Origin of the sequence: Nocardioides palaemonis, assembly GCF_018275325.1 — a bacterium.
In the GTDB taxonomy this organism is placed as follows: Bacteria; Actinomycetota; Actinomycetes; order Propionibacteriales; family Nocardioidaceae; genus Nocardioides; species Nocardioides palaemonis.
Window position 1 is genome coordinate 2,238,037 of sequence record NZ_JAGVQR010000001.1, and the last position, 24,758, is coordinate 2,262,794.

Annotated in this window: 28 protein-coding genes; 9 read left to right on the forward strand and 19 right to left on the reverse strand. The window is 72.5% G+C overall.

Going from position 1 to position 24,758, the window contains the following annotated elements:
• Nucleotides 1–35 precede the first annotated feature (35 nt).
• Complete coding sequence (locus tag KDN32_RS10945; RefSeq protein WP_211731988.1) at nucleotides 36–2,324, forward strand: response regulator; 2,289 nt, start codon at nucleotides 36–38, stop codon at nucleotides 2,322–2,324.
• 14 nt (nucleotides 2,325–2,338) lie between these two features.
• Here the strand turns inward: KDN32_RS10945 and KDN32_RS10950 are convergent, their stop codons facing one another.
• Nucleotides 2,339–3,784, reverse strand: a complete 1,446-nt coding sequence (locus tag KDN32_RS10950) for a glycine hydroxymethyltransferase (RefSeq protein ID WP_283093509.1) — start codon at nucleotides 3,782–3,784, stop codon at nucleotides 2,339–2,341.
• Nucleotides 3,785–3,967: 183 nt separating this feature from the next.
• Between KDN32_RS10950 and KDN32_RS23520 the strand changes: the two genes are divergently transcribed.
• The 5 genes from KDN32_RS23520 to KDN32_RS10970 all read left to right on the forward strand — a co-directional run bounded on the left by KDN32_RS23520 (nucleotide 3,968) and on the right by KDN32_RS10970 (nucleotide 7,571).
• On the forward strand, nucleotides 3,968–4,057 hold the full coding sequence (locus tag KDN32_RS23520; RefSeq protein ID WP_372440565.1) for a putative leader peptide: 90 nt from the start codon (nucleotides 3,968–3,970) through the stop codon (nucleotides 4,055–4,057).
• A 72-nt stretch (nucleotides 4,058–4,129) separates the two neighbouring features.
• Nucleotides 4,130–5,842, forward strand: a complete 1,713-nt coding sequence (locus KDN32_RS10955) for a nitrite/sulfite reductase (RefSeq protein ID WP_211731990.1) — start codon at nucleotides 4,130–4,132, stop codon at nucleotides 5,840–5,842.
• The gene (locus KDN32_RS10960; RefSeq protein ID WP_211731991.1) at nucleotides 5,842–6,003 is read left to right on the forward strand and encodes a hypothetical protein; all 162 of its coding nucleotides are present in this window, start codon (nucleotides 5,842–5,844) and stop codon (nucleotides 6,001–6,003) included. Before KDN32_RS10955 ends, KDN32_RS10960 begins: the two co-directional genes overlap by 1 nt.
• Nucleotides 6,000–6,743 carry a phosphoadenylyl-sulfate reductase gene (locus tag KDN32_RS10965; RefSeq protein WP_211731992.1) on the forward strand — a complete coding sequence of 248 codons (744 nt, stop codon included), beginning with the start codon at nucleotides 6,000–6,002 and terminating at the stop codon, nucleotides 6,741–6,743. The genes KDN32_RS10960 and KDN32_RS10965 overlap by 4 nt, the downstream gene beginning before the upstream one ends.
• An 84-nt stretch (nucleotides 6,744–6,827) precedes the next feature.
• Complete coding sequence (locus tag KDN32_RS10970; RefSeq protein ID WP_211731993.1) at nucleotides 6,828–7,571, forward strand: sirohydrochlorin chelatase; 744 nt, start codon at nucleotides 6,828–6,830, stop codon at nucleotides 7,569–7,571.
• 152 nt (nucleotides 7,572–7,723) lie between these two features.
• Here KDN32_RS10970 and KDN32_RS10975 read toward each other — a convergent pair whose 3' ends face one another.
• From KDN32_RS10975 to KDN32_RS11030, 12 genes are all read right to left on the reverse strand, one after another.
• Nucleotides 7,724–8,092 (reverse strand): VOC family protein, encoded by a 369-nt coding sequence (locus KDN32_RS10975; protein WP_211731994.1) that lies wholly within the window; start codon nucleotides 8,090–8,092, stop codon nucleotides 7,724–7,726.
• Between the two features lie 68 nt (nucleotides 8,093–8,160).
• Entirely contained in the window at nucleotides 8,161–8,856 is a 696-nt protein-coding gene (locus KDN32_RS10980) for a DNA alkylation repair protein (RefSeq protein ID WP_211731995.1), read from the reverse strand.
• 10 nt (nucleotides 8,857–8,866) lie between these two features.
• Nucleotides 8,867–9,250: a DUF3037 domain-containing protein gene (locus KDN32_RS10985; protein ID WP_211731996.1), complete on the reverse strand. Its 384-nt coding sequence runs from the start codon at nucleotides 9,248–9,250 to the stop codon at nucleotides 8,867–8,869.
• A complete protein-coding gene (locus KDN32_RS10990) occupies nucleotides 9,247–10,020 on the reverse strand; it encodes a HipA family kinase (protein WP_211731997.1) in 774 nt (257 codons plus the stop codon). Before KDN32_RS10990 ends, KDN32_RS10985 begins: the two co-directional genes overlap by 4 nt.
• The gene (locus KDN32_RS10995) at nucleotides 10,017–10,871 is read right to left on the reverse strand and encodes a PPK2 family polyphosphate kinase (RefSeq protein WP_211731998.1); all 855 of its coding nucleotides are present in this window, start codon (nucleotides 10,869–10,871) and stop codon (nucleotides 10,017–10,019) included. Before KDN32_RS10995 ends, KDN32_RS10990 begins: the two co-directional genes overlap by 4 nt.
• A 31-nt stretch (nucleotides 10,872–10,902) precedes the next feature.
• On the reverse strand, nucleotides 10,903–11,604 hold the full coding sequence (locus KDN32_RS11000; RefSeq protein WP_307853953.1) for a GNAT family N-acetyltransferase: 702 nt from the start codon (nucleotides 11,602–11,604) through the stop codon (nucleotides 10,903–10,905).
• 6 nt (nucleotides 11,605–11,610) lie between these two features.
• Nucleotides 11,611–12,099, reverse strand: a complete 489-nt coding sequence (locus KDN32_RS11005) for a phosphoribosyltransferase (RefSeq protein WP_307853954.1) — start codon at nucleotides 12,097–12,099, stop codon at nucleotides 11,611–11,613.
• Between the two features lie 45 nt (nucleotides 12,100–12,144).
• Nucleotides 12,145–12,894 (reverse strand): regulatory protein RecX, encoded by a 750-nt coding sequence (locus KDN32_RS11010; protein WP_211732002.1) that lies wholly within the window; start codon nucleotides 12,892–12,894, stop codon nucleotides 12,145–12,147.
• Entirely contained in the window at nucleotides 12,884–13,936 is a 1,053-nt protein-coding gene (recA, locus tag KDN32_RS11015; protein ID WP_211732004.1) for a recombinase RecA, read from the reverse strand. The genes KDN32_RS11010 and recA overlap by 11 nt, the downstream gene beginning before the upstream one ends.
• Before the next feature lie 200 nt (nucleotides 13,937–14,136).
• The gene (locus KDN32_RS11020; protein ID WP_211732005.1) at nucleotides 14,137–15,390 is read right to left on the reverse strand and encodes an MFS transporter; all 1,254 of its coding nucleotides are present in this window, start codon (nucleotides 15,388–15,390) and stop codon (nucleotides 14,137–14,139) included.
• The gene (locus tag KDN32_RS11025; protein WP_211732006.1) at nucleotides 15,387–15,581 is read right to left on the reverse strand and encodes a DUF3046 domain-containing protein; all 195 of its coding nucleotides are present in this window, start codon (nucleotides 15,579–15,581) and stop codon (nucleotides 15,387–15,389) included. Before KDN32_RS11025 ends, KDN32_RS11020 begins: the two co-directional genes overlap by 4 nt.
• Complete coding sequence (locus KDN32_RS11030; RefSeq protein ID WP_211732007.1) at nucleotides 15,578–16,747, reverse strand: methyltransferase domain-containing protein; 1,170 nt, start codon at nucleotides 16,745–16,747, stop codon at nucleotides 15,578–15,580. Before KDN32_RS11030 ends, KDN32_RS11025 begins: the two co-directional genes overlap by 4 nt.
• A gap of 42 nt (nucleotides 16,748–16,789) precedes the next feature.
• On the opposite strand from KDN32_RS11030, the gene KDN32_RS11035 reads away from it, so the two are divergent.
• On the forward strand, nucleotides 16,790–17,269 hold the full coding sequence (locus KDN32_RS11035) for a GNAT family N-acetyltransferase (protein ID WP_211732009.1): 480 nt from the start codon (nucleotides 16,790–16,792) through the stop codon (nucleotides 17,267–17,269).
• Nucleotides 17,270–17,276: 7 nt separating this feature from the next.
• On the opposite strand, the gene KDN32_RS11040 is transcribed toward KDN32_RS11035, so the two are convergent.
• The 5 genes from KDN32_RS11040 to KDN32_RS11060 all read right to left on the reverse strand — a co-directional run bounded on the left by KDN32_RS11040 (nucleotide 17,277) and on the right by KDN32_RS11060 (nucleotide 22,228).
• Complete coding sequence (locus KDN32_RS11040) at nucleotides 17,277–18,917, reverse strand: AMP-binding protein (protein ID WP_211732010.1); 1,641 nt, start codon at nucleotides 18,915–18,917, stop codon at nucleotides 17,277–17,279.
• Nucleotides 18,918–18,966: 49 nt separating this feature from the next.
• Nucleotides 18,967–19,551, reverse strand: coding sequence for a hypothetical protein (locus tag KDN32_RS11045; protein WP_211732012.1), 585 nt, complete (start codon nucleotides 19,549–19,551; stop codon nucleotides 18,967–18,969).
• Between the two features lie 121 nt (nucleotides 19,552–19,672).
• A complete protein-coding gene (locus tag KDN32_RS11050) occupies nucleotides 19,673–20,479 on the reverse strand; it encodes an ABC transporter permease (RefSeq protein WP_307853955.1) in 807 nt (268 codons plus the stop codon).
• 1 nt (nucleotide 20,480) lies between these two features.
• Entirely contained in the window at nucleotides 20,481–21,302 is an 822-nt protein-coding gene (locus tag KDN32_RS11055; RefSeq protein ID WP_249216408.1) for an ABC transporter permease, read from the reverse strand.
• Nucleotides 21,302–22,228 (reverse strand): ABC transporter ATP-binding protein, encoded by a 927-nt coding sequence (locus tag KDN32_RS11060; protein WP_443678610.1) that lies wholly within the window; start codon nucleotides 22,226–22,228, stop codon nucleotides 21,302–21,304. Before KDN32_RS11060 ends, KDN32_RS11055 begins: the two co-directional genes overlap by 1 nt.
• 65 nt (nucleotides 22,229–22,293) lie before the next feature.
• Here KDN32_RS11060 and KDN32_RS11065 point away from each other — a divergent pair, with 65 nt between their 5' ends.
• Nucleotides 22,294–23,049: a YqjF family protein gene (locus KDN32_RS11065; RefSeq protein ID WP_307853956.1), complete on the forward strand. Its 756-nt coding sequence runs from the start codon at nucleotides 22,294–22,296 to the stop codon at nucleotides 23,047–23,049.
• A 3-nt stretch (nucleotides 23,050–23,052) separates the two neighbouring features.
• Here the strand turns inward: KDN32_RS11065 and KDN32_RS11070 are convergent, their stop codons facing one another.
• Nucleotides 23,053–24,219 carry a PQQ-dependent sugar dehydrogenase gene (locus tag KDN32_RS11070; RefSeq protein WP_211732013.1) on the reverse strand — a complete coding sequence of 389 codons (1,167 nt, stop codon included), beginning with the start codon at nucleotides 24,217–24,219 and terminating at the stop codon, nucleotides 23,053–23,055.
• A gap of 159 nt (nucleotides 24,220–24,378) precedes the next feature.
• Between KDN32_RS11070 and KDN32_RS11075 the strand changes: the two genes are divergently transcribed.
• A complete protein-coding gene (locus tag KDN32_RS11075; protein WP_249216409.1) occupies nucleotides 24,379–24,741 on the forward strand; it encodes a YciI family protein in 363 nt (120 codons plus the stop codon).
• Nucleotides 24,742–24,758: the final 17 nt, after the last annotated feature.

Here is a 24,758-nt window from a genome sequence, read left to right on the forward strand (position 1 = left end):
CACAGGTGCCCCGCGCGGTGAGGCACAATGCGCCCATGACGCGACGCGCCGACGGCGAGAGCCCGGTGGCCCGCCAGATCCTGCTGCTGCAGGTCGGCGTCGTCGTCGTCCTCGTCGTCGTGGCTGTCGCGCTGGCGGGCCTCGACGCGCGCCGGGACCTGCGCGACGCGGCCCGCGACCAGGCGACCGCCGTCGCCCGCTCGGTCGCCGACTCCCCCTTCGTGCGCGAGGAGGTCCGCTCGGCCGACCCGACCGCCGCCCTGCAGCCGTTCGCCGAGGAGGTCCGGGTCGACACCGACACCGACTTCGTCGTCATCATGGACCGCGACCGGACCCGCTGGACGCACCCCGACCCCGCGCAGATCGGGGGCCGCTTCGTCGGCGGCATCGGCGACGCCCTCCAGGGTCGGGTCTTCACCGAGGTCTACGCCGGCACCCTGGGCCCGTCGGTCCGCGCCGTGGTGCCGGTCCTGGCCGACGGGCGGGTGGTCGCGCTGGTCGCGGTCGGCATCACCGTCGACCGCATCGACGAGCGCCTGCTCGACGACCTGCCGGGGATCCTCGTCGCCGCGGGCGCCACGCTGCTGGCCGGCCTGCTCGGCGCCTGGCTGATCGCCCGGCGCCTGCGACGCCAGACCCACGGGCTCGGCGAGCGCGAGATCACCCGGATGTACGAGTACTACCGCGCCGTGCTCAGCGCGGTGCGCGAGGGCCTGCTGCTGGTCGACTCCGACCTGCGGGTCCAGCTGGTCAACGACGAGGCCGCCCGGCTGCTCGCGCTGCCGGCTGACGTCGAGGGGCGACCGCTCGCCGACCTCGGGCTCCCCCCAGGCCTCGTCGCGGCCGTCGAGCGGCGCGCGGCCGTCGCCGACCAGACCTTCGTGCTCGGCCAGCAGGTGCTGGTGCTGAGCACGTCGCCGGCCTACTGGGGCCAGGACGAGGTGGGCGCGGTCGTCACCGTCCGCGACCGCACCGAGCTGCAGGCGGTCACCGGCGAGCTCGACCTCGTGCGCGGGCTGACGGAGTCGCTGCGGGCGCAGAACCACGAGGCCGCCAACCGGCTGCACACCGTGGTGTCCCTCGTCGAGATGGGACGTCCCGAGCAGGCCGTCGAGTTCGCCACCGCGGAGCTGCAGGTCGCCCAGGACCTCGCCGACGAGCTGGTCTCCGCCGTCGAGGAGCCGGTGCTCGCCGCCCTGCTGCTCGGCAAGACCGCGCAGGCCGCCGAGCGCGGCATCGCGCTCGAGATCGAGGGCGACCTGCCGGCCGTCCTGCCGCTGGAGGGCCGCGACCTGGTCGCGCTGGTCGGCAACCTCGTCGACAACGCCTTCGACGCCGTCGCCGAGACCCGGCGCGAGCGCCCGCAGCGGGTGCGGGTGGCGCTCGCCGGCGACGCCGGCCACCTCCGGATCGCGGTCGACGACTCGGGGCCGGGCGTGGCGCAGGAGGACCGGCAGCACGTCCTGGACCGCGGCTGGTCGAGCAAGGCCGACGAGGGCCGCGGGCTGGGCCTGGCGATCGTCGCGCAGGTCGTGTCGCGTCACGGCGGCAGGCTCGAGCTCGCGGACTCCCCCCCTCGGCGGAGCGCGGTTCGTGCTGACCGTCGAGCCGGCGGACGAGCCGGACGCGACGGGGGCGGTCCGGTGAGCGTCCGGGTGCTCGTCGTGGAGGACGAGGAGCTGGCCGCGGAGGCGCACGCCACCTACGTCGGCCGCGTCCCGGGCTTCGAGCTGGCCGGCGTCGCCCACTCGGCCACGGACGCGATGCGGCTCCTGCAGCGCGACGACGTCGACCTGGTGCTGCTCGACATGCACCTGCCCGACGGCCACGGGCTCGGCCTCCTCCAGCGGCTCCGCGCCGAGGGCCGCACGGTCGACGTCATCGCCGTGACCTCCGCGCGCGACAGCGAGGTCGTGCGGCGCGCGGTGTCGCAGGGGGTCGTGCTCTACCTGCTCAAGCCGTTCACCTTCGCCGCCTTCCGCGGCAAGCTCGAGCAGTACGCCGAGTTCCGCGCGCGGCTGGAGAGCGCGCCCGGCGACGTCGTGCAGGACGACGTCGACCAGGTCTTCGGGGCGCTGCGCAGCCGGCCGACCGGCGAGGCGGTCCCCAAGGGGATGAGCCTGGACTCGCTGCGCCAGGTCGTCGAGGCCCTGCGCGACGCACCCGACGGGCTGTCGGCCGCGGAGGCCGCCGCCGCGATCGGGGTCTCGCGGGTCACCGCCCGGCGCTACCTCGAGCACCTCGCCGACGAGGGCCGGGTCACCCGGTCACCGCGCTACGGCGGGACCGGGCGACCCGAGGTCGGCTACGTCTGGCTCCGCTGAGTCCTCGGCACGACTCAGCCGAGGACGAGACCGGGGTAGAGCGGGTGCTTGTCGAGCATCTCGGCCGACTGCGCGGTGACGCGGTCGGCGACGCCGTCGGCCAGGACGTACGACGCCTTGCTCGGACCGCCGGCCTTCGTCGTGCCGGCCTCGGTGTTGCTGAGCACGTCGACGATCAGCTCGGCGACCTTGTCGAACTCGTCGTGGCCGAAGCCGCGGGTGGTGAGCGCGGGGGTGCCGAGGCGGATGCCGGAGGTGTACCACGCGCCGTTGGGGTCGGCCGGGACCGAGTTGCGGTTGGTGACGACGCCCGCGTCGAGGAGCGCCGACTCGGCCTGGCGGCCGGTGAGCCCGAAGGACGACACGTCGAGCAGCACCAGGTGGTTGTCGGTGCCGCCGGTGACGAGCGTGGCGCCGCGGGTCAGGAAGCCGTCGGCCAACGACTTCGCGTTGTCGGCGATGCGCTGGGCGTAGCCCTGGAACTCCGCGGTGCGGGCCTCGGCGAAGGCCACGGCCTTGGCGGCCATCACGTGCGACAGCGGACCGCCGAGGACCATCGGGCAGCCGCGGTCGACGTCGCCGGCGAACTCCTCCTGGGCGAGCACGAGGCCACCGCGCGGGCCACGCAGGGACTTGTGGGTGGTCGAGGTGGTGACGTGGGCGTAGGGCACCGGGTTCTCCTCGCCGGTGAACACCTTGCCGGCGACGAGGCCCGCGAAGTGGGCCATGTCGACCATCAGCACGGCGCCGACCTCGTCGGCGATCTCGCGCATCTTCGCGAAGTTCACCCGGCGCGGGTAGGCGGAGTAGCCGGCGACCAGCACGAGCGGGCGGAACTCGCGGGCCTTCGCGGCGACCGCGTCGTAGTCGAGCAGGCCGGTCTCCGGGTCGGTGCCGTACTGCTGCTGGTGGAACATCTTGCCGCTGATGTTGGGACGGAAGCCGTGGGTGAGGTGGCCGCCGGCGTCGAGCGACATGCCGAGCAGGCGCTGGTTGCCCAGCTCGCCACGCAGCGTCTCCCAGTCGGCCTCGGACAGCTCGTTGACGTTCTTCGCGCCGAGCTTCTCCAGCGCGGGCGTCTCGACCTTGTTGGCGAGGATCGACCAGAACGCGACCAGGTTGGCGTCGATGCCCGAGTGCGGCTGGACGTAGGCGTAGGGCGCACCGAACAGCTCGCGGGCGTGCTCGGCGGCCAGCGACTCGACGGTGTCGACGTTCTGGCAGCCGGCGTAGAAGCGGTGGCCGACGGTGCCCTCGGCGTACTTGTCGCTGAACCAGGTGCCCATCGTCATGAGCACGGCGGGCGAGGCGTAGTTCTCCGAGGCGATGAGCTTGAGCGAGCCGCGCTGGTCGGCGAGCTCCTGGCGGGTCGCCTCGGCGATCCGCGGCTCGACGGAGGCGATGACCTCGAGGGCCTGGGAGTACGCGCTGCTGATGAGGGAGTCCGTCATGGCCGACAGCCTAGAGGTCGTCCGGCGTGCCGCGCGGGCTGGACCACCGCGCGTGGACGGGTGTGACCTGGACCGCACCGACGGGCTCTCGCCCGCCTGCTCACGCACCGTTGTCTCACATCGTGGCGCTCCGTCTCAGGATACAAGATTTCGTCTTGTGGAACGGGTGTCCAACCCCTGAGACTTCTTGACATGGTCACCGCTTCCACCCACACGCACCTCGTGGTCCGACGTCACGTCGACCTCATGCGTGTGGGCAGCGCGACCTGTTGGCATCGCTGACGCCGCCCGAAGTCCCCCACCGCGCTCACCGTCGCGCGCGGCACCCCCTCAGCGAACAGGATCCTCCTGACCATGCCTGACCTCCGGTTCAAGCCCCAGGCCGCCCAGCAGACCGAGATCCCCCGCCCCAAGCGGGCGGAGGGCCAGTGGGCGCTCGGCTACACCGAGCCGCTCAACAAGAACGAGCAGTCCAAGAAGGACGACGACCCGCTCAACGTCCGCGACCGGATCCTGTACACCTACTCGCGCCGCGGCTTCGACTCGATCGACCCCGCCGACCTGCGCGGCCGCTTCCGCTGGATGGGCCTCTACACCCAGCGCGCCCCGGGCTTCGACGGCGGCAAGACCGCCCAGCTCGAGGAGGAGGAGCTCGACGACCGCTTCTTCATGATGCGGGTCCGCACCGACGGCTCGGTGCTCGACGCGGCCGCGCTGCGCGCGCTCGGTGAGGTCTCGACGGCGTACGCCCGCAACACCGCCGACATCACCGACCGCAACAACATCCAGTACCACTGGATCGAGATCGAGAGCGTCCCGGCGATCTGGGAGAAGCTCGAGGCAGTCGGCCTGACCACCCTCGAGGCGTGCGGCGACAGCCCGCGCCCGTTCCTCGGCTCCCCCGTGGCCGGCATCGCCAAGGACGAGATCATCGACGGCACCGCGGCGCTCGAGGAGATCAAGCGCCGCATCCTCGGCAACCCGGACTTCTCGAACCTGCCGCGCAAGTTCAAGACGGCGCTGACCGGTCACCCCAGCCACGACGTGGCCCCCGAGGTCAACGACGTGTCCTTCGTCGGCACGGTCCACCCCGAGCACGGCCCCGGCTTCGACCTGTGGGTCGGCGGCGGGCTGTCCACCAACCCGATGCTCGCCCACAAGCTCGGCGTCTGGATCCCGCTCGACGAGGTCGCCGACGCCTGGGAGGGCGTGGCCGGGATCTTCCGCGACTACGGCTACCGCCGGCTGCGCTCCAAGGCGCGGCTGAAGTTCCTCCTCGCCGACTGGGGCAAGGAGAAGTTCCGCGAGGTCCTGGAGAACGAGTACCTGCACCGCGCCCTCGTCGACAACCCGTCGCCCGAGGCGCCGGTCACCGCGGGCGACCACATCGGGATCCACGAGCAGAAGGACGGGAAGTTCTACGTCGGCGCCGCGCCGGTCGTGGGCCGGATCGACGGCACCACGCTGAGCGCCCTCGGCGACCTCGTCGAGCGCTACGGCGCCCGCGGCGCGCGCCTCACGGCGTACCAGAAGCTCGTGGTGATCGGCGTTGCCGCCGACGACACCGAGGCCTTCGCCGACGACCTGGAGAAGATCGGGCTCACCGCCCGACCCAGCAACTGGCGCCGCTCCACGATGGCCTGCACCGGCATCGAGTTCTGCAAGCTCGCCATCGTCGACACCAAGGAGCGCGCACGTCGCCTCGTCTCGGAGCTGGAGAAGCGCTTCCCCGACCTCGACACCCAGATCTCGGTCAACGTCAACGGCTGCCCCAACGCCTGCGCCCGCACCCAGGTCGCCGACATCGGGCTCAAGGGCCAGCTGGTCATGGACGAGGACGGCCGCCAGGTCGAGGGCTTCCAGGTCCACCTCGGCGGCTCGCTCGGCCTCAACCCGGCGATGGGCCGCAAGCTGCGCGCCCACAAGGTGACGAGCGCCGGCCTCGACGACTACGTCACCGCGGTGGTCTCGGCGTACCTCGCCGACCGCACCGAGGGCGAGCGGTTCGCCGCCTGGGTCACCCGCGCCGACGAGGTGCTGCTGCGCGGGGAGCCGGTGGCGTCCTGATGTCCGAACGCGCGCAGCCCTTCCACTGCCCCTACTGCGGGGACGAGAACCTCTTCCCGCAGGAGGGTGCGGGCGCCTGGGAGTGCCGCTCGTGCCTGCGTGCCTTCACCGTCAAGATGACCGGGATGATCCGGCCGCCCTCAGCGGGAGGCCCGGCATGAGCGCCCCGACCCGCGCCGCGCGGGAGTTCAAGGGCACCCACACCGAGGGGCGTACGTCCGAGGAGCTGCGCGAGCTGGTGTCCCACGTCGGCGCCGAGCTCGAGCTCGCCCCGGCCGAGGTCATCGTGGAGTGGGCGGTCGCCACCTTCGGCGACCGTTTCGCGATCACCTCGTCGATGGGCGACGCGGTGCTCGCCCACCTGGCGTCGAAGGTCGCGCCCGGCATCGACGTGGTGTTCCTCGACACCGGCTACCACTTCGTCGAGACCATCGGCACCCGCGACGCCGTCGAGGCGACCCTGCCGGTCAACCTCCGCACGGTCAGCACCCCGCTCACCGTCGCCGAGCAGGACGCGCAGTACGGCAAGGACCTCTACAAGACCGACCCCGACCTGTGCTGCGCGCTGCGCAAGGTCACGCCGCTCGCCGACACGCTCGCCGACTACGACGCCTGGGCCACCGGCCTGCGGCGCGCCGAGACCCACAACCGGGTCATCGCCCCGGTCGTCGGCTGGGACGCCCGCAAGGGCAAGGTCAAGGTGTCCCCGCTCGCCCGCTGGAGCGACGACGACGTCGACCGCTACATCGCCGAGAACGGCGTGCTGGTCAACCCGCTGGTCCACGACGGCTACCCCAGCATCGGCTGCTGGCCCTGCACCCGCCGCGTCGCTCCCGGCGACGACCCGCGCAGCGGCCGCTGGGCCGGCACCTCGAAGACCGAGTGCGGCATCCATGCCTGAGTCGACCCCCATCCCCTGTTCCCGCGACACCGTCGTCGCGCCCACGAAGAACCGCTCCACCACACACGATCGGAGGCACCCCTGATGGCTGCTCCTGCTCTGGTTGCCCTGGCCCACGGAAGCCGGGACCCGCGTTCGGCCGCGACGATCAAGGCGCTCGTCGCCGAGGTCAAGGCCATGCGTCCCGACCTCCGCATCGAGACGGCGTTCCTCGAGCTGTCCAAGCCCGGCTTCGACACGGTCGTCGACCGGCTCGTGAAGGCCGGCCACGAGGAGATCGTGGTGGTGCCGCTGCTGCTCACCGAGGCCTACCACGCGAAGGTCGACGTCCCCCGCGCGATCGAGGCCGCGATGGCCCGCCACGAGGGTGTGCGAATCCGCGCGAGCCGGATCCTCGGCATGGAGGCCGCGTTCCTCGAGGTCCTCGACCTCCGCCTGCGCGACGCGCTGAAGGCCGCGCGGGTGCGCGAGCTCGACGCCCTCGTCCTCGCCGCCGCCGGCTCCTCCGACCCGCTGGCCAACCAGTCGGTCGCCCGGATCGCCCGCGCCTGGGGCAACCGCCACCACCTGCCGGTCACCGCGGCGTTCGCGTCGGCCGCTCCCCCGGCCACCGGCGAGGCGGTCCGCGCCTTCCGCGCCGAGGGCAAGCGCCACGTCGCCGTCGCGTCGTTCTTCCTCGCCCCCGGCAAGCTGCCGGACCGGGCCGCGGAGCTCGCGCTCGAGGCGGGCGCGGTCGCGGTGTCCGACCCGCTGGGCGCGCACCCGTCGGTCGCCCGGGCGATCCTCGCGCGCTACGCCGTCGGCGCGGTGGAGCTGGTCCCGGTCTGAGCCCTCGCTCGTACGGGCGGTGTCCCACCCACGTTCTCCTGGCCGGGAAGGTGGGTGGGGCACCGCCCGTCGGCGTGTCCGCGTACGGCGCGCCGGTCAGCGGTGGCTGACCCACCGTCCGCGCGCGCGGAACGTGGGTGGGACACCGCTCGTCAGGGAGCGGGAGCCCGGAGGCCGAGCACGTTGCCCTCCGGGTCCACGAGGTCGCAGCGGACCTCCCCGCGGTGGGTCCAGCGTGCGTCGACCGGGTCGGCCACCGCACCGAGCGCGGTCGCCACGTCGGCGGTCGCGTCCAGGTCGGTCACCGCGAAGACCGGCTTGACCGCCGTGTCCGAGCGACGCGGCGCCGGGTCGGACGGCGGGACCGCCTCGGGGCTGCGGACGAGGGTCAGCACCCAGTCGTCCGACTCCATCGTCGCGAAGCCGGGCTCGTCGTCGACCCGCGCCAGGCCCAGGACTCGGGTGTAGAAGGCGACCATCCGGTCGAGGTCGCCGACGTAGATCGCTGCGTGGCCCGGCATCCCGCCACGCTAGCGGCCATGCATTGCCCCCGACCCGACGGTCTGGACCGGGTGGCGGTGGAGAGCGTTCAGCCGAGGTGCTTGAGCGCCTCGCGGCGCGAGAGCCCGCTGAGCCGGGCGTCGTACGTCCGCACGAACCGTCGCACCCAGTCGGGGTCGGTCCGCGCGTGCTGGCGCAGCGCCCAGCCGAGCGCCTTGCGCACGAAGAACTCGCGACCGAAGGCGGTGTCGTCGAGGTTGGCCGCGAGGACCCGCTCGAGCAGGTCGGTGTCGGTCTGCTCGCGGTGGCGCAGCTGGGCGAGCATCGCGGTGCGGCGCACCCACAGGCTGTCGGGGTCGACGGCCCAGGCGTCGACGACCGCCGTCGCCTCCGAGCGGTGGTCGAGCAGCACCTGGCCGACGACGTGGCCGGCGATCTCGTCGACCACGTCCCACCACGCGCCGTCGCGCACCAGCTGCTCGAGCAGCGGCAGCAGGTCGGCGTCGAGCCACGGGCCGTACGCACGGTGGCGCAGGAGCGCGACCGCGGCGTACCACTCCTCACGGTGGGTCGCGTCGTCCCACAGCTCGAGGACCGCCGCCTCCCACTGCGCCCGGTCGACGAACCGGTGGTCGAGCAGCACCGGCTTCAGGACGGCGGACAACGCCGGCGCGCCGAGGCCGACGAACGGCAGCGCCGACTTCATGTAGGCCTGCTGCTGGGCGGCCCTGGCCGGGTCGCCCGCCTCAGCCAGGGCTGCCCGGACCGCGGCGACGTAGGTCAACGGACCGCCCTCACCCCACGAGACGTTCGCGCAGGTGCGCCAGCTGGCGGGCCGGGTCGTCGGTCGTGCCGCCGTGCACCGGGCCGGGCTGGAGCACCGTGCTGCGCGGGGCCTTGAGGAAGCCGAAGCGCTGCCCGAGCGGCTGGCGCGCGGCCTCGCCCGCCCGCTCGTCCCCGTGGCACACGCGCTCGACGAAGCCGAGCGCCTCGCACACCTGGTCCACGTCGAGCTGCCGGTCGAGGGCGAGCAACCGGTCGCGGTCGCACGACCAGTCGACGTCGAGGAAGTCGGCGGACTGGCAGTGCAGCACCACGCCGACGTTGAGGAACTCCTCGCGATCGGGCCGCGGCACGCAGCGCAGGACGACGTACTGGTAGGCCAGCCGCGCGCTCACCGGGAGGCCTCCGGCAGCCACTGGCGGGTGCCCAGGCGGGCGGTGAGGAAGTCGACGTAGGCCGCCCGCAGCTCCGCGGCGGTCTCCGCGCCCGGGACCGGCTCCAGCCACTCGTCGGGGACGTCGGCCAGCACGTCGGCGAACATCTCCCGCCCGAGGAGCGCGCCGATCTCGTCGTCGAGCTCGCGAGCCCCGGCAGCGCACGTCTCGAAGACGTGGCCCGAGGAGTCCCACGGCTGCGCGGCGAACCGGGCGGGGTCGGTGACGCCGGAGCGCCAGCCGTGGTGGAAGTAGAGCGACGCGCCGTGGTCGATGACCCAGAGGTCGCCGTTCCACAGCAGCAGGTTGGGGTTGCGCCAGGACCGGTCCACGTTGGCGGTGAAGGCGTCGAGCCACAGCACCCGGGCGCCCTCGTCGTCGGCTGCCGCGACCTGGCCGTCCACGCCGAACGACCCGGGGAGGAAGTCGATGCCGAGGTTGTGGCCCACGCTCGCGTTGAGCAGGTCCTGGACCTCCTCGTCTGCCTCGTAGCGGGCGATCTCGGGATCGAGGTCGAGCACCACCAGACGCGGGGTGCGCAGCCCGAGCCGGGTGGCCAGACCGCTCACCACGACCTCGGCGACCAGCACCCTGGCGCCCTGCCCTGCTCCGCGGAACTTGCAGACGTAGGTCCCGAGGTCGTCGGCCTCGACGACGCCGGGCAGGCTGCCGCCCTCGCGCAGCGGCGTGACGTAGCGGGTGACGGTGACGGAGGGGAGACCGGCGCTCACTGGACGGGGGCCTCCTGCGCCAGGCGCTCCTGCTCCGCCTCCACGTCGAAGTCGGCCTCGGGCCACGTCAGGTCGAGCCCACGCAGCGTCTCGAGGAGCAGCTGGCCGATGGCGAGGTTGCGGAACCACTTCTTGTCCGACGGGACGACGTACCACGGGGCGAGCTGGGTGCTGGTGCGCTCGAGCACCACCTCGTACGCCTCGCGGTAGGCCGACCAGTGGGCGCGCTCGTCGAGGTCGCCCGGGTTGTACTTCCAGTGCTTCTCGGGGTTGGCGAGGCGCTCGGCGAGCCGGGCCTTCTGCTCGTCGGCGCTGATGTGGAGCATGCACTTGATGATCGAGTAGCCCTCGCCGACCAGACGGGCCTCGAAGTCGTTGATGGCGCCGTAGCGGCGCTCGATCTCCTCGGGCTCGGCGAGGCCGCGCACCCGGGCGATCAGCACGTCCTCGTAGTGCGAGCGGTCGAAGACACCGATGAACCCTGCGGGCGGCAGGCCCTTCTCGATGCGCCAGAGGAAGTCGTGCGCACGCTCCTCCTCGGTCGGCGCCTTGAACGAGGTGATCCGCACGCCCTGCGGGTCGACCAGGCCGATGGTGTGGCGCAGCACCCCGCCCTTGCCGCTGGTGTCCATCCCCTGCAGCACCAGCAGGATCCGCTGCTCGGAGCCGACCGTCCGCTGCGCCCACAGCCGCTCCTGCAGGTCGGAGAGCTCGTCACCCATGGCGAAGAGCGTGTCCTTGCCGTCGCTCTTCGAGCCGTCGAAGCCCGGAGCGACGTCGGTCTCGATCGTGGTCAGGTCGACCGGGCCGGCGGGAAGCCTCAGGGCCTCGGTGATGGCGGACGTCGTCATGGGCACATCATGTCCCACGTCACCGACGGCCTCAGGCCAGGACGCGGCGCACGTCGAGCGAGCAGCCCACGACCGTGTGCGTCGAGCCGTCCGCCTGGGGCTGGTCGAACCAGGTGCCGGGCTCGAAGCCGGCCTTGGCGAGGACCCGGAGCGAGGCGGTGTTGCGGTAGTCGGGCGCGGCGAAGTACGTGGTCACGTCCGGGTAGCGCGAGCGGGCGTGCTCGGCCCACGACCACAGCACCGCGGCGCCCAGCCCGCGTCCGCGCCACGCGTCCTCGCCGATCGCGTAGTCCACCCCGACGGCGCCGGGGTCGGGGACGAGCACCGCGTGGTCCGGGTAGTCGGAGATCCGGTAGTCCTGCACGAAGCCGGCCGGGCGCGCGTCCACCTCCACCACCCACATCCGCGTCGGGCTGCGGCCGTCCACCCGCTCGGCGTACATGTCGTGGATCTGCTCCGGCGTCTGCTCGCGTCCCTGCTCCCACCACCGGCGCACGGCGTCGCTGGCCCGCCACCTCGTCATCAGGGGGAGGTCGTCGCGGGTCATCGCCCGGAGGCTCACGACGTGCTCGGGATCGAGGTCGAAGTGCAGCACCGCGCCCGACAGGTCGCGCGCCACGGGGGCGCCGCCGACCGCAGCCACGGTGCGTGCGGCCGCGGCCCGCCACGACTCGCCGTCGTCGACCGACCCCGCGAGGTCGTGCGCGCCGGTGTGGACGACGAGGGTGGTCACCACTCGTCAGTGCGCCAAGCCGTGGCCGACCACCGGCGGGAGGACCGACCACGGGAAGTCGATCCAGCGCTCGGTGCGCCGCCAGGCGTAGTCGGGCTTGATGACCGACTGGGGCTTCTCGTAGACCACCGCGGTGCGGGCCTCGGCGACGTGGCCCTCGCAGAACTCGTGGACCAGCTCCAGGGTGCGGCCGGTGTCGGCGACGTCGTCGGCGATCAGCACCTTCAGCCCGGACAGGTCGACCGCGGCGGGCGTGGGCGGCAGCATGATCGGGACGTCGAGGCGCTGGTCGACGCCGGTGTAGAACTCGACGTTGACGACCGAGATGTTCTTCACGCCGAGCGCGTAGCCCAGCCCCATCCCGAGCGCCAGGCCGCCGCGCGCGATCGCGAGCACCATGTCGGGGGCGAACCCCGAGTCCGCGACCCCTTGGGCGAGCTCGCGGGTGGCGGTGCCGAACAGGTCGTAGGTGAGGACCTCGCGCTCGTTGCTCACGCCGCACATCCCACCAGAGCGGTGGCCGGGCGTGGAAGGGGGTGGTCAGTCCTCGGGCAGGTCGTGCGCGTCGACGAGGTCGTCGACGTCGTCGCCACCGTGGTCGGCGAGCGCCTCGCGGACGACCGCGAAGGCCAGGCCCGAGGAGTAGCCCTTGCGGGCCAGCATCCCGGCGAGCCGCCGGGTGGCGACCTGCGGGTCGAGCCCGCGCATCGAGCGCAGCTTCTTGTCCACCAGCGCTCGTGCGGCCGTGCGCTGGTCGTCGTCGTCGATCTGCTCGAGCGCCTCGGCGACGTCGTCGTCGGTGACGCCCTTGCGTCGCAGCTCCTGCTTGAGGGCCCGCGGCGCGAGGCCCCGGCTGCGGTGCCGGCTCTCCACCCACTGCCGCGCGAAGGCGGCGTCGTCGACCAGCCCGACCTCGGTGAACCGGTCGAGCAGCGCCGAGGCGAGCTCGTCGGGGACTCCCCGCTTCGCGAGCTTGTCGGCGAGCTCCTGACGGGTGCGCGCCTGGCCGGTGAGCGTGTCGAGCAGGATCTTGCGGGCCACCGCCTCGGGGTCGGCCTCGACCTCCGCTGCGGCGGCCTCCGCACGCGCCACGCGGGCGGCCTCGCGCTCCTCCCAGGTCCGGGTGCGGCTGCGACCGCCCTTCTTGCGCGCGCTGTTCCGCGCGCCCGACGAGCGGGCGCCGGGCCGCTCCGGCTCGGCCGGCGCGGGTGGGGTCTCCCCCACCCACGCCGTCACGCCGAGGCCGACGTCACCGACCCAGTCGGGGGCCGGCCGCTGCTCAGAAGTCATCGACCCCGATGGGCTCGTCGCTCAGGCCGTCGGCGGGCGCGTCGACGACCGGGGTGACGCCCAGCTTCTCGAGGATCAGCTTCTCGATCTCGTTGGCGAGGTCGGGGTTGTCGCGCAGGAAGTTGCGCGAGTTCTCCTTGCCCTGCCCGAGCTGGTCGCCCTCGTAGGTGTACCAGGCGCCGGCCTTGCGGATCAGGCCCGCCTCGACGCCGACGTCGATCAGGCCACCCTCGCGGCTGATGCCCTTGCCGTACATGATGTCGAACTCGGCCTGCTTGAACGGCGGCGCGACCTTGTTCTTCACCACCTTGACGCGGGTGCGGTTGCCGACCATGTCGGTGCCGTCCTTGAGCGTCTCGATGCGTCGCACGTCGAGGCGCACCGAGGAGTAGAACTTCAGCGCGCGACCACCGGTCGTGGTCTCGGGCGAGCCGAACATCACGCCGATCTTCTCGCGCAGCTGGTTGATGAAGATGGCGGTGGTGCCGGCATTGTTGAGGGCACCGGTCATCTTCCGCAGCGCCTGGCTCATCAGGCGGGCCTGGAGGCCGACGTGGCTGTCGCCCATCTCGCCCTCGATCTCGGCGCGGGGCACGAGTGCTGCGACCGAGTCGATGACGATCAGCGACAGCGCACCGGAGCGGATCAGCATGTCGGCGATCTCGAGCGCCTGCTCACCGGAGTCGGGCTGGGAGACCAGCAGCGCGTCGGTGTCGACGCCGAGGGCCTTCGCGTACTCCGGGTCGAGCGCGTGCTCGGCGTCGATGAAGGCGACGATGCCGCCGGCCGCCTGGGCGTTGGCCACCGCGTGCAGGGCGACCGTCGTCTTTCCGGAGGACTCCGGACCGTAGACCTCCACCACGCGACCGCGCGGGAGGCCACCGAGCCCGAGCGCGACGTCGAGGGCGATCGACCCCGTGGGGATCACCTCGAGCGGGGCACGCGTCTCGTCGCCCAGTCGCATGACCGAGCCCTTGCCGAACTGCTTCTCCACCTGGGCGAGGGCGGCGTCGAGGGCCTTCTCGCGGTCTGCACCAGCCATTGCTGTGTCCCGTTCTCTCGAGTGAGTGATGTGAGGTACGTCTGCGACGCTAGGGCGAGCCACCGACAGTCCCTGATCAGGACCGTCACCTGCTGTGGACAACCTCGCCCCTCGTCGTACCTGTGGACGCACAGTAGCCCGAACAGGTGTTCGACGCGCGCTCCGGCGCGGCGTGTCGCGCCGCCGATCGGCCTACCGGCTCAGTCGTGGCGTCGGGTCACGCCGCCGGCGACCACGACCGTGAGCGCGAGCAGCGCGGCGAAGAGGGCGAGCGCGGCGTAGCCCAGCGACCCCACGATCACGCCCGCCAGCGCGCCGCCGCCGGCCGCGGTGAGGGCCATCGCCATGTCGGAGGTGCCCTGGACGTCGGTGCGCGCCTCGATGGGCGTCCGGTCGGCGACCACCGTCGACGCGGCGACCGTCGCCGCCGACCAGCCCAGGCCGAGCAGGAACAGCCCGCAGAAGATCTGCCACGACGAACCCTCCGGCGAGGACCCGCAGAGGGCGAGCGAGACGAGCAGCACCGCTCCCCCGGCGACGAGGACCGTGCTCCGGCCGAGACGGTCCGCGGCCCACCCCATCACCGGCGAGAACGCGAACATCCCGAGCACGTGGATCGAGATCACGAAGCCGATCACCTCGAGGTGGGCGCCGCCGTGCTCCATGTGGAGCGGGGTCATGATCATGACGGTGACCATCGCGGCGTGGGCGCACGCCATCGCCACGACCGCTGCCCCGACCGCCGGCACCTCCCGCACGACGGTGGCGAACCGACTCCACGAGCCCCGGTCAGGACCGCTCGCCGCGTCCGCGCGGACCCCCGCGACCTGCTGGGCGAGCAGCAGCGGGTCGGGCCGCAGCCGCCACCCGACCCACACCGCTGCGAGCACCAGGACCACCGAGCCGATCGCGAAGCCGCCGGTGAGCTCCGGGATGCCCAGAGCACGCGCCACCCGGCCACCCACGCCGGTCAGGTTGGGGCCGGCGACGGCGCCGATCGTGGTCGCCCAGACGACGACGGACAGCGCACGGGCGCGGTGCGCCTCGGTGGCGAGGTCCGTGGCGGCGTAGCGCGAGCCGTTGTTGACCGCCGTGGTCGCCCCGAGCAGCAGGGCCCCGAGGAGGAGCACGGCCATCGAGTCGACGACGCCCGCCAGCACCGCGAGCACGGCACCCGTCGCGCCGACGAGGTATCCGGTCACCAGCCCCGCACGGCGCCCGCGCCGACGCATCAGGCGGGCGAGGAGGTAGGCCGTCGCGGCCGTGCCGAGCACCTGGAAGGTCTGCGCGAGCCCGGCCTGCGTCTCGCTCCCGGAGATGTCGCGCGCCAGGAGCGAGGCGGTCGCGACGCCGATCGTCACCCCGACGGCCCCCACCGCCTGGGAGACGACCAGGGTCCGGACCGTGTGCCGCTGGACCGCGGCGAGGTCGACCTGCTCGACGGTGCCGGTCACCGCTCGCTCGCGGGCAGCTCGAGCTGGCGGCGCACGGCCGCCCACACCTGCTTGGGCGGCATCCCGGCGTCGAGCGCCTCCTGGGTCGTGCGTCCGTCGAGGTCGCGCACGACCGTGAGCTCGGCCCAGGTGCGGGAGTAGTCGCGCCCCAGTGCGTCGTCGAGCCGGGCCCAGAACTCGGTGTGCCTCATGGGGACACGGTCCCACGCGTGGCCGACAGCTCGATCCACGACTCGTCCCGCGACCCGGCCAGCCCGGACCGGACCACCACGTCGGTCCACCCCGCGGCCTCGACGACTACCTGCAGCGGACCCGGGCGCCAGTAGGTGAAGTGGCGGGGGCGGGTGACCGAGCCGTGCGTCGACCACCCCTCGCCGTCGCCCTCCTTGAACGAGGCGCGCAGCTCGCCGCCGACGCGGGTCACGGTGGCGAGCCGCGCGAGCACCGTCGGCAGGTCCGCCCGTCGCGCGTGCAGCAGCGAGGCGTTGGCCCAGACCGCGTCGTACGGGCCCTCCGGCGAGGTGAGGTCGTCGACGAGCGGGTCGAGGAGGTCGCACGTGTGGCCCTGCTCGCGCAGCAGCGTGACGAAGCCGGGCGTGACGTCCGTGCGCCGGACGACCAGCCCGGCTGCCTCGAGCAGCAGCGCGTCGCGACCGCCGCCACTGCCGACCTCCAGCACCCGCGCGCCGGCACCGAGCCGGTCGGCGAGCGCGGCGACGTCGGCGCGGACGCTGTCCGGCACCGGCGGCGCGGCGAGGGCGTAGGCAGCTGCGTCCTGGTCGTAGGCGCCGACGGTCCGGAGGACCTCGTCGGGCCAGGCGCCGACGTCGTGGAGGTGGTGGACGACGTCGTGCAGGTGGTAGCTGCCGAGCGAGGCGACGGTGAACTGGTCACCGTTGGAGCGGGTGCCACGTCGCGCGGCGCCCCGTTCGTCGACGCGGGCGTAGAGACCGGCCACCGCACCGGCGGCGTCGATCAGGTCACCGACGACGACGGCGGGGTCCTGCGACGGGTAGTCGGACTCGACGGCCGTGACGTCCTGGTCCCAGCTGGCGAAGACCGGTCGGTCCTCCTCCAGCATCAGCCGCACCCGCTCGGCGAACAGCACGTGGACGTCGCGCACGTGGCAGGCGTACTCGAGCGGCGACCAGACCCCCGGCGAGGGTCGCTCGCCCACGTCGGGGCGACGCAGCACCTCCGACCAGGTCATCGCCGTGTCGTGCAGGAGCCCGGGCAGGTCGGCCAGGCCCTGGGCGGACGGATCGAACCCGCAGTCGGGGCAGGGACGCTCGAGGACCCAGGTCCAGTCCTTGGTGTCGGGCGTGATCTCAGACGTGATGTCGGGGGTGCTGCTCACGCCTGCATCCAACCAGCCCCGGCGCCGGGGACAATGGGCGGAATGGACATCCGCCGCGCAGTTCCCGCCGACCTCCCTGCCGTCGCCGCGATCTACGGACGCGAGGCCCGCGAGGGGTACGCCACGTTCGACCACGAGCCGCGACCGATCGCGTTCTGGGAGGAGAAGCTAGCCGGACCGGACCACCTCCTCGTCGCCGAGCACGACGGCGAGGTGGTCGGCTGGGTCTCGTCGGCGCCCTACCGCCCCAAGCCGGCCTACCGCCACACGCGCGAGACCACCGTCTACGTCGTGCCCGGCCACCAGGGGCTCGGCGTCGGCCGGCAGATGTACGACGCCCTGCTGGCGCTGCTGCGCGCGGACGGGGTGCACGCCGTCGTGGCCGGCGTCGCGCTGCCCAACCCGGCGAGCCAGGGCCTGCACGAGGCGTGCGGCTTCGAGCAGGTCGGCGTGATGCGGCAGGTGGGCCGCAAGCTCGACCGCTGGATCGACCTGGCGTGGTACTCCCTGGTGCTCGACTGAGCGCGGCTCAGGCCAGCCCGAGCTCGCGGGTGGAGACCTCGCGCATCTCGACCTTGCGGACCTTGCCGGTGACGGTCATCGGGAACTCCTCGACGACCATGACGTAGCGCGGGATCTTGTAGTGCGCGAGCCGGCCGGTCGCGAACGCCCGGACCCCGTCGGCGTCCAGCGGGTCGGCGCCCGGGCGCATCCGCAGCCACGCGCACAGCTCCTCGCCGTACTTCTCGTCCGGCACCCCGACCACCTGGACGTCCTCGACGTCGGGGTGGGTGTAGAGGAACTCCTCGATCTCGCGCGGGTAGATGTTCTCCCCGCCCCGGATCACCATGTCCTTGATCCGACCGGTGATCCGCACGTAGCCCTCGTCGTCCATCACGCCGAGGTCGCCGGTGTGCATCCACCCGTCGGCGTCGATCGCCTCCCGGGTCTTCTCCGGCTCGTCCCAGTAGCCCAGCATCACCGAGTAGCCGCGGGTGCAGAACTCGCCGGCCTCGCCGCGCGGCACCGTCTCGCCCGTCACCGGGTCGACGATCTTGACCTCGAGGTGCGGGCACACCCGGCCGACAGTGCCGACCTTGCGCTCCAGCGAGTCGTCGGTACGGGTCTGGGTGGAGACCGGCGACGTCTCGGTCATGCCGTAGGCGATGGTCATCTCGTCGATGCCGGCGGCGATGAGCTTCTTCATCATCTCCTCCGGGCACGGCGAGCCGGCCATGATGCCGGTGCGGACCGAGGACAGGTCGTAGGACGAGAAGTCAGGCAGCGCCCACTCGGCGATGAACATCGTCGGTACGCCGTAGAGCGAGGTGCACGCCTCGTCGGCGGTCGCGGCGAGGGTGAGGGCGGGGTCGAAGCCGGGCGCCGGGATCACCATGGTGGCGCCGTGGGTGGCGCACGCGAGGTTGCCCATCACCATGCCGAAGCAGTGGTAGAAGGGCACCGGGATGCAGACCCGGTCGGCCTCGGTGTAGCCGCAGACCTCGCCCACGAGGTAGCCGTTGTTGAGGATGTTGCGGTGGCTGAGGGTGGCACCCTTGGGGAACCCGGTCGTGCCGGAGGTGTACTGGATGTTGATCGGGTCCGTGGGCGTCAGCGACGCCGCGCGCTCGGCCAGTGCCTCGTCCGTGACGGCGTCGCCGTCGGCGAGCAGCCCGGCCCAGCTCTCCTCGTCGTCGAGGTGCACCACGCGCTCCAGTGCACGGGTGTCGACACGCGTCTGCTCGATCATCGCGCGGTAGTCGCTCGTGCGGAACGAGGTCGCGCTGACCAGCAGGCGCATGCCGGACTGGTTGGCGACGTAGGCGAACTCGTGGGTGCGGTAGGCCGGGTTGACGTTGACGAGGATCGCGCCGACCCGCGCGGTGGCGAACTGCACGAGCGTCCACTCCGCGCTGTTGGGTCCCCAGATGCCGACCCGGTCGCCCTTCTCGATGCCGGCGCCGATCAGGCCGCGTGCGACCCGGTCGACGTCCGCGTCGAGCTCGGCCCACGTCCAGCGGCGTCCGCTGGCGCACTCGACGAGCGCCTCGCGATCGGGGTGCGACGCCACGGTCCGGGCGAGGCTGGCGCCGATCGTCTCCTCGAGCAGGGCGGGCGTGCTGTCGCCCTGCGCGTAGGAGTCGGACGTGGTCGCGGCGGTGGGCTCCATGCCCCGAAACCTACGTGCGGGCCCCGACGCGTCGCCAGTGGGCACCGGCTCAGCGGCGCGACAGCACCAGACGGGTGAGCCTCCCCAGGCCGTGCTCGTAGGCACCCGCCCCCAGGTTGGTCCCGACGAGGAAGACCAGGGCGTCGGACGACGTGACGGCGTAGGTCACCGCGGAGGCGCCGAACGCCCCGGCGTAGTAGGGCACTTCCTTGACCAGCTCGGCCGTCACGTAACCCGCGGCGGAGGCGAGATGGAGGGCCCGTGGCCCCGCGGAGCGGGCGACTGCGAGGTCGTGGGCGGCCTTCGACAGCACGTTGGTGCTCGTCCCGGTGAGGGTCAGGAGCTCGTGGTTGGCGCGCAGGTTCGTCCGGAGGCCCAGGCCCCACACCCCGTAGCTGACGACGAGCAGGCCCACCAGGACGGGCTTGCCCCGGCCGTCGAGGATCCCGGACGTCGCCAGGAGCAGCCCCGCAGCCGTGGCCACTGCCTCGAGCGCGTAGGTCGAGGCGCCGGTGGCCACGAGCGACACGACCCATGCCGCGGCCTTCCCGCGGCGCGTCGCCGCCGGCTCCCGGCGCCGCGACGCAGTCGCGATCCGGTCCTCCTGGACGTGTTCTCCCACCATGGAGCTCACCCCGCTCCCTCCCCAGGCCCGCGACACGGTGCTGCCGGTCGGAGCCGACAAGGACGCTACGCGCGCGGCGCAGGGGTCGCCCACACCGAAACTTGGGGTATGGCCCACCCCGCGGCGGGCCTCAGGTGAGCAGCAACGCGTCCAGCCGGCGTCGTACGACTGCGAGCCCGACGAGGCCCATGACGACGAGGTAGACGACCGAGACCGCCGACTCCCAGGTCACCACCCCGGTGGTCAGCTCGCGGCACAGCACGACGCCGCGATAGAGCGGGGTGGCCTCGACGACCCAGCGCAGCAACCCGTCACCGAACGCCTCGACCGGGAAGAAGGTCGCCGAGAACAGGAACAGCGGCATCTGGGCGAGGGTGATCTTGTCGAAGTCCTGCCAGCTCGTCATCCACGTGGTCAGCGCCATGCAGACGGCCGAGAACGCGAACGCGATCAGCACCGTCGCCGGCAGGGCCAGCACGGCCCACCACGACTCGACCAGTCCCATCGCCAGCATCACGACGAGGAACGCGGCGGAGTAGACCGAGCCGCGCAGCAGGCCCCAGATGATCTCGCCCCGGGCGATGTCGCCGGTCGACAGCGGCGTGGCCAGCATCTGGTCGTAGAGCTTCTCGTACTTGAGCTTGAAGAACACGTTGAACGTGCTGTCGAGCAGCGCCCCGTTGAACGCCGACGTGGCGAGCATGGCGGGCGCGACGAAGGCGGCGTAGGGCACCTGCTCGCCGTGGAACTCGAAGGTGTCGATGAGCTGGCCGACGCCGATGCCGATCGAGAAGAGGTAGAGCACGGGCTCGAGGAAGCCGGTGAGGAAGAGCTTCCAGGCCGAGCGGTAGACGATGAAGTTGCGCAGCACCAGCAGCCGGGCGGCGCCGGTGGACGACAGCGGAGCGGGGACCGCGACCCCGGACAGGACGGCCACCTCAGACCTCCAGCCGCTTGTCGAGGCCCCGCACCGACCACACCCAGCCCACCGCGGTGAGCCCGACCAGGACCGCCAGGTTGACCAGCGCGAGCGGCCAGTCGACGGTGTCGAGGCAGAACATGCGCGACAGCGAGACGCCGTGCCACAGCGGGGTGAGCCGGGCGACCCACTCGAGCACCGGTCCGAGGTTGCTGATCGGGAAGAACGCCCCGGAGAACAGGGTGAGCGGCAGGACCCCGAGCCGGAACACCAGGCCGAAGCCCTCCTCGGACTTCAACCGCGCGGAGTAGCCGAACGTGATCGCCGCGAACGCCGTGCCGACGAGCACCTGCGCGACCCACGCCAGCACCGGACCCCACCAGCTCTCGAAGACGCCGAACGGTGCCAGCACGAGCATGAACACCGCGCACGCCGACGCCACCCGGAAGACCACGAAGGCGAGGAACGCGTTGACCAGGTCGCGGACCGCCAGCGGTGTCGCGAGCTGGGCGTAGAAGGTCTTGTGCCACTTGATGGCGCCCATCACCGGATAGGTCGACTCGCTGACCGCCAGGGTCATGGCGTGCGCCGCCACCAGCCCGGGGACGATGAAGGCGAGGTACGAGGTCGCGCCCTCGAGCCGCGCGGGATCGGCGTCGATGAAGCCGCCGAGCAGCACGCCCATCGCCAGGACGTAGAAGAGCGGGGTCGCGAACGAGTTGGCGACTCCCCCGCGCCAGGTGCGCTTGTAGACGGTGAGCCAGTAGTCGTACTGGCGGGCCATCCCCTCCCACGCGGAGAGGGTGCCGGTGGGCCGGGCGGCGGAGGTCGAGGTCGCCATCAGTCGGCCAGGCTCCGGCCGGTGAGGCGCAGGAAGACGTCCTCGAGGGTGGAGCGGCGCACGAGCGTCGCGATCGGCTGGAGCCCGCGCTCGATCACGGCCGTCACGACGTCCTCGCCGTGGTCGCTGTAGACCAGGAGCCGGTCGGGCAGCACCTCGACCCGCTCGCCGAGGTCCTCGACCTTCTCCGCGAGCGCCTCGTGCTCGCCGACGCCGAAGCGCAGCTCGGCGACCTCGCGGGTGGAGTGGGCGTCGATCAGCTCGCGGGGCGATCCCTCGGCGGCGATCACGCCCTTGTCCATCACGACGAGCCGGTCGCACAGCTGCTCGGCCTCGTCCATGTAGTGGGTCGTGATGACCAGCGTGACGCCGGACTGCTTGAGGCGGAACAGCTGGTCCCACAGCACGTGGCGGGCCTGCGGGTCGAGACCCGTCGTGGGCTCGTCGAGCAGCAGCACGTCGGGGTTGTTGATCAGGCTGCGCGCGATCGTCAGGCGGCGCTTCATGCCGCCCGAGAGGTCCTCGACCTTGGCCTTGGCCTTCTCGGTGATCTGCGCGAACTCGAGCAGCTCGCTGGCCCGCTCGCGGCAGGTGGCGCGGTCGAGGCCGAAGTACCGGCCGTAGATGTAGAGGTTGTCGAAGACGTTGAGCTCGTTGTCGAGGGTGTCCTCCTGCGGGCACACGCCGAGCCGGCCCCGGATCGCCGGACCGTCGGTGGCCGGGTCCATGCCGAGGATCCGCAGCTCGCCGCCGCTCACCGGGCTGACGGAGGCGATCATCCGCATGGTGCTCGACTTGCCGGCGCCGTTGGGCCCGAGGAACCCGAACGCCTCACCCTGGAGCACCTCGACGTCGATGCCCCTCACGGCCTCGAAGTCCCCGAACGACTTGCGCAGCCCCCGCGCCGAGATCATGGTCTCCCTCACGTCGCAGGACCCTAGATCAGACGTACGACACCGCGGTAGCGCACCCGGGTCCGTAGGATCGGACCGTGGACGAGCGCGTGGTCGAGGACGTCACGCCGCAGGCGCCCGCCGTGGCCGGGCCCGTGCTGATGAACCAGCACTGGCGCGACCTGACCTTCCTGCACTGGGCGGTCGACCCGGCGCTGGTCGCCGACCGGATGCCGCGCGGCGTGCGCCCCGACACGCTCGACGGACGCACCTACGTCGGGCTGATCCCGTTCCGGATGGTCGACGCCTCGCCGTTCCGGCTCCCGGGCACGCCGTGGCTCGGCACGTTCCTGGAGACCAACGTGCGCCTCTACTCCGTCGACGACACCGGGCGGCGCGGCATCGTGTTCCTCAGCCTCGACGCCGACCGCCTGGCCGTGGTGCTGGGCGCGCGGGCCGGCTTCGGCGTGCCCTACCGGTGGGCCCGGATGCGCCACCGGCTCGACGCGGGCGTGCACACCTACGACGCCCGGCTCCGCTGGCCCGGCGCCCGGGGCGCGACGCACGTCGCCGTACGACCCGGGCCGCGCCGCGAGCCGACCGAGCTCGACCACTTCCTCAGCGCCCGCTGGGGACTGCACACCTCGGTGCTCGGACGCACCCTCTACGTCCCCAACCGGCACGAGCCGTGGCCGGTGCACGACGCCGAAGTGGTGGCCCTCGACGACTCCCTGGTCGCCTCGGTGGGCCTGCCCGGGCTGACCACCCGGCCACCGGACCACGTCGGATTCAGCCCCGGCGTCTTCACCGAGTTCGGCTTCCCGGTCGACGCCCGCCGACCTCGCCGCGGGTGACGCTCAGCCTGCCGGCGTGAGCCGCAGCAGCCGTCCCGAGCCCTCGTCCTCGAGCAGCCAGATCGATCCGTCCGGCGCCTCGTCGACGGCCCGGACCCGCTGCCCGAGGTCGTAGACCTGCTGCTCGCCGGCCGACGTACCGTCGAGGTCGACGTGCACCAGCGCCTCACCGGACAGCGCCCCGATGAGGGCGTCACCGCGCCAGTCGGCGAACATCTCGCCGTCGTAGACCAGCAGGCTGCCCGGCGAGATGCTCGGGTTCCACCACGCCGCAGGCGCCGCGAAGCCGTCGCCCTCGGCGTGGTCGGGGATCTCGCCGCCGCCGTAGTCGCTGCCGTTGGACACCTCGGGCCAGCCGTAGTTGCTGCCCGGCTCGATGACGTTCAGCTCGTCACCGCCCTCGGGCCCCATCTCGGTCTCCCACAGCGTGCCGTCCGGGGCGAACTGGAGTCCCAGGGCGTTGCGGTGCCCCCAGCTCCAGAGCTCGGCGCTCACCCCGCCGCGGTCCTCCAGCGGGTTGCCGGGGGCGGGGTCCCCGTCGAGGGTCAGCCGGACGATCGACCCGAGGTTGTTCGAGGTGTCCTGCGCGGGACTCCCCTGCTGGCGCTCGCCCGAGGTCACGAAGAGGTGCTGCCCGTCGGGCGAGAAGGCGATCCGATGGCTGAAGTGGCCGTCGCCCTCCACCTTCGGCACCTGCCGCCACAGGACCTCGAGGTCCTCCAGCGACGCCGACGACCCACCGGCGTCGAGCCGCGCCCGGCCGACCACGGCGCCGGTGCCGCCGTCACCCGCCTCCACCCAGCTGAGGTAGATCGTGCCGTCCTGCTCGAAGGTCGGCGCCGGCGCCACGTCGCCGAGCCCGCCCTGACCGGCGTCCACCACCTCCGGGACGCCGCCCACCTCGACCTGCTCGCCCGTGTCGGCGTCGCGCAGGTGCAGCACGCCGCTGCGCTCGGTCACCAGCAGGTCTCCGGAGCCGGGCAGGAACGCCATCGCCCACGGCTCGTCGTAGCGGTCCACCTCCTCCACCGCGAAGGGCCAGTCGCGGTCGCCCTCCGCCGTGGCGGGACCGAGCGCGCCGGATGCGGCCGTGTCGCCGGAGCAGCCTGCCGTGAGGGCCGCGACGAGTCCGGCCGCGAGGCCGCCGAGCGTGCGCGCGAGGTGTGCCATGGCTCCATCCTGCGACGGGGTGGCAAGCAACCGGGTCCGTCGCGAGACTGTCCGAAAAGTTTCCGGTCGGTCCATGTCGAAGCGAGCCACACCCGTGCGACGTACGTGCGAGACAAGCAGTCCACACCCACACAGGAGTTGAGAGAGATGCCGCGTTTCATGGGATTCGTCCGCATGGAGGAGAACATCGGGATGCCGCCGAAGTCGCTGTTCGAGGCGATGGACGCCCACATCGGCGAGCGCGCCGCCGACGGCCGCTTCGTTGACGGCGGTGGGCTCTACGGCACCGAGGACGCCGTGAACTTCGTCGTCCGCCAGGGCGAGGTCACCCGCGTCGACGGCCCGTACGCCGAGGGCAAGGAGGTCGTCGGCGGCTGGGCGATCATGGAGTACCCGACCGTCGAGGCGGCGATCGCCGACCACGAGGTCTTCGCGCAGCTGCACGCCGACCACTGGCCCGAGGTCACCGTGATCTCGACGCTGCGCCAGATCTCCGAGGGTCCCGAGGAGCCCACCGACTGAGCGCGGCTCACTACGCT